Below are 2,441 nucleotides of genomic sequence, written 5' to 3'. Positions count from 1 at the left end.
TCATCGTCGGGCACTGGCTGGCGCGCCAGCCAGGCGCGGCCGCCGACGTTGAACAGATCGGCGTGCGGACACTTCGGGATCAGATGTGCATGAAGGATCGCATGCACCTCGTTTTTGATCCGTGTTCGATGCCGCACAACCTGGTAGCGGTGTGCGACCAGCCTGCGCATTCGCTCGGTGGCGGCATCCGGCGTCCAGATCTCCGGCAGATAGCCTGCGGCGTACAGGCTGGCCAGAGTGCCCGCGTCGACCTTGTCAGTCTTCACATGGGCATGGGCGATCGCCTTCACCTGAAGTGGGTTGGCGATGACCACCCGCTTCACGAAGGGTGACAACACCCGTGACACCGCCATGCAGTTACCGGTCGCCTCGATTATCACCTCGTCTGTCGCCAGAAGGCTCTTACCAAAGCCCTCCAGCGCCGTTCGGGTCATGTCGACCCGCCCTCCATGTCGAAGTCTGCCATCTTCCCAGAAAACCACCTCCCCAAAGGTTCGGTGGATGTCCATTCCAATCACGCGTCGCATATGCGCCTCCTGTCAGAGCGAAACGACGGGAGCGGCGGGCGACACGACAACTACGGATTCGCGCTCACGGCGCAACCGGGCGAGTCGCAGAGGCGGCCAGCTACTAACACGAGCTCTCGGCTCATCGTGTGGATCGGCCTGCCCGCACCTTCGTGCTCCCGGTGCCTCCGTCCCGATGGTCGCACATACGCCGCGATCCTGGAAACCGCAGCCGGTCATCGGCACCGAGATCTTCATACCGGTTACCAATGCCATCGAGGCGCTGAACTCAAAGCTCAGACGCGCCGTCAGAGCCAGGGGCCATTTCCCCAGCGACGAGGCTGCGACCAAGCTGCTCTATCTGATCTTGAACCGATCCGAGAAAGAGTGGAAAATGCCGCCACGTGAGTGGGCCATGGCAAAGGCACAGTTCGCCGTCATCTTCGGCGAGCGTTTCATAAGAGCCATGGCGGCGTAATGTTCAACCGCCCGCCCGCACACGAAATTCCTGACAGTCCCATGCAGGTCTGAACGATCGCCCCCGGGAACACGGCGGTGATCGCGTCGGGGAAGCCTTTCAGGCCATCGACGACGGCCAGCAGGATATCATCGACGCCGCGGTTCTTGAGCTCGTTCATCACCCGCAGCCAGAACTTAGCGCCTTCATTCTGCTCGAGCCACAGGCCGAGCACCTCCTTGGCGCCATCGGCGCGGACGCCCAGTGGATATGGATGGCTTTGTTGCGAACCATCCGTTCGTCTCGGATCTTGACCCGGATCGCGTCGAGAAAATGAGCGGATAAACCGGATCGAGCGGGCGCTGCTGCAAGTGGCGACTTCATCGAGCACGGCGTCCTTCACCGTGCTGATCAGATCCGGCGACACGTCGATGCCAAACAGATCATGCAGGTGCCCGGTGATCTCCCGGGTGCTCATGCCGCGCGCACACATTGACACGATCTTTTCGTCGAAGCCGGGAAGCGACGCTGATACTTGGCGATCAGTTGCGGATCGAAATTGGCCTGGCGATCACGCGGTATGTCGATCTCCCGCTTGCCGGTCTCCCTCGTCACGGTCTTGCGGCCGTAGCCGTTACGCGTATTTGCCAGCGTCTTCGCCGCTCGCCAGATGATGGTCCATCTCCGCGTTCAAGGCGCGCTCGGTCAGAGCCTTCTTGAGCGAATCCAGCAGGCCGCACTGTTCGAAGGCAGCACTGGCTGCGCCTCCGATGATAACCTGAGCTACGGCAGCATTTCAGCGTCTACACCGGACCGGACGAGGCAATAACTTCGCTTACCCGCGACGGAATGGAAGAGCTGAAGCAAATGCTTGCCCATGCGCGCCGCACCGCTGACGAATGGAATGACTTCCTCGAAGCCTTCGTCGATGACCAGGAACTCATCGCTCGCATCAAAGCGAAATCTCCGCGGTAACAAACGGGCGGTTACACGCATTCAATCCGAACCCGTCTCTCGCCGAGCAGGTTCGAAATCCTCGCTGCCGCATGAGGTTGCCACCACTCTGGCAAATTCAGACAAAACTTTGCAACGGAACCACCGAGCCTCTGCGCTTCCATTCAGCCGTTGCAACAAAACCGGAAAAGGTATGTTCAATATTGGTCGCCACTCGGAGATCCAAGACCCGCTCCGACCAAGGGGCGTACGCCCCCTGAAGCGAAAAACATCGCCGATGGCCGGTTAGATCCCGATCGCTTCATAGGCATCGGCGATCTGTCGGATTGACGCGACATAGGCGGCGGTTCGGTAATTGCCGAGTTCCGGTTGCTGTTCGATGAGGTCGGCGACGCGCCCCCAGGTGCTGCGCATGACGTCCTCCAGTCCGGAACGAACCAGATCGATTTCAGCGCCGCCTTCGAGGAACTCTTCGCGGATGTCAGCGGGGAACTCCTTGCCGGTCATGCGTTCGAGGGCTGCGG

Annotated in this window: 1 protein-coding gene and 4 pseudogenes; 2 read left to right on the top strand and 3 right to left on the bottom strand. The window is 60.6% G+C overall.

What is annotated here, in order from left to right; all coding sequences use genetic code 11:
- Positions 1-527, bottom strand: a 527-nt coding sequence (locus tag EOA38_RS33680) for a transposase (protein WP_145966202.1), incomplete at its 3' end; no start/stop codon positions are given.
- Between the two features lie 244 nt (positions 528-771).
- Between EOA38_RS33680 and EOA38_RS33675 the strand changes: the two are divergent.
- Positions 772-984, top strand: a pseudogene (locus tag EOA38_RS33675) (transposase); the annotation flags it as partial.
- Here EOA38_RS33675 and EOA38_RS33670 read toward each other — a convergent pair.
- Positions 962-1,578, bottom strand: a pseudogene (locus tag EOA38_RS33670) (transposase). The pseudogenes EOA38_RS33675 and EOA38_RS33670 overlap by 23 nt on opposite strands.
- 148 nt (positions 1,579-1,726) lie before the next feature.
- On the opposite strand from EOA38_RS33670, the pseudogene EOA38_RS33665 reads away from it, so the two are divergent.
- Positions 1,727-1,938: pseudogene (locus EOA38_RS33665) on the top strand (hypothetical protein); the annotation flags it as partial.
- 264 nt (positions 1,939-2,202) lie between these two features.
- Here EOA38_RS33665 and EOA38_RS33660 read toward each other — a convergent pair.
- Positions 2,203-2,441 (bottom strand): annotated as a pseudogene (locus EOA38_RS33660) (glutamate dehydrogenase); the annotation flags it as partial.

The organism is Mesorhizobium sp. M1E.F.Ca.ET.041.01.1.1 (assembly GCF_003997355.1).
In the GTDB taxonomy this organism is placed as follows: Bacteria; Pseudomonadota; Alphaproteobacteria; order Rhizobiales; family Rhizobiaceae; genus Mesorhizobium.
Note: the sequence above shows the minus strand (reverse complement) of the source record. Positions and strands in the feature narration are given on the sequence as shown.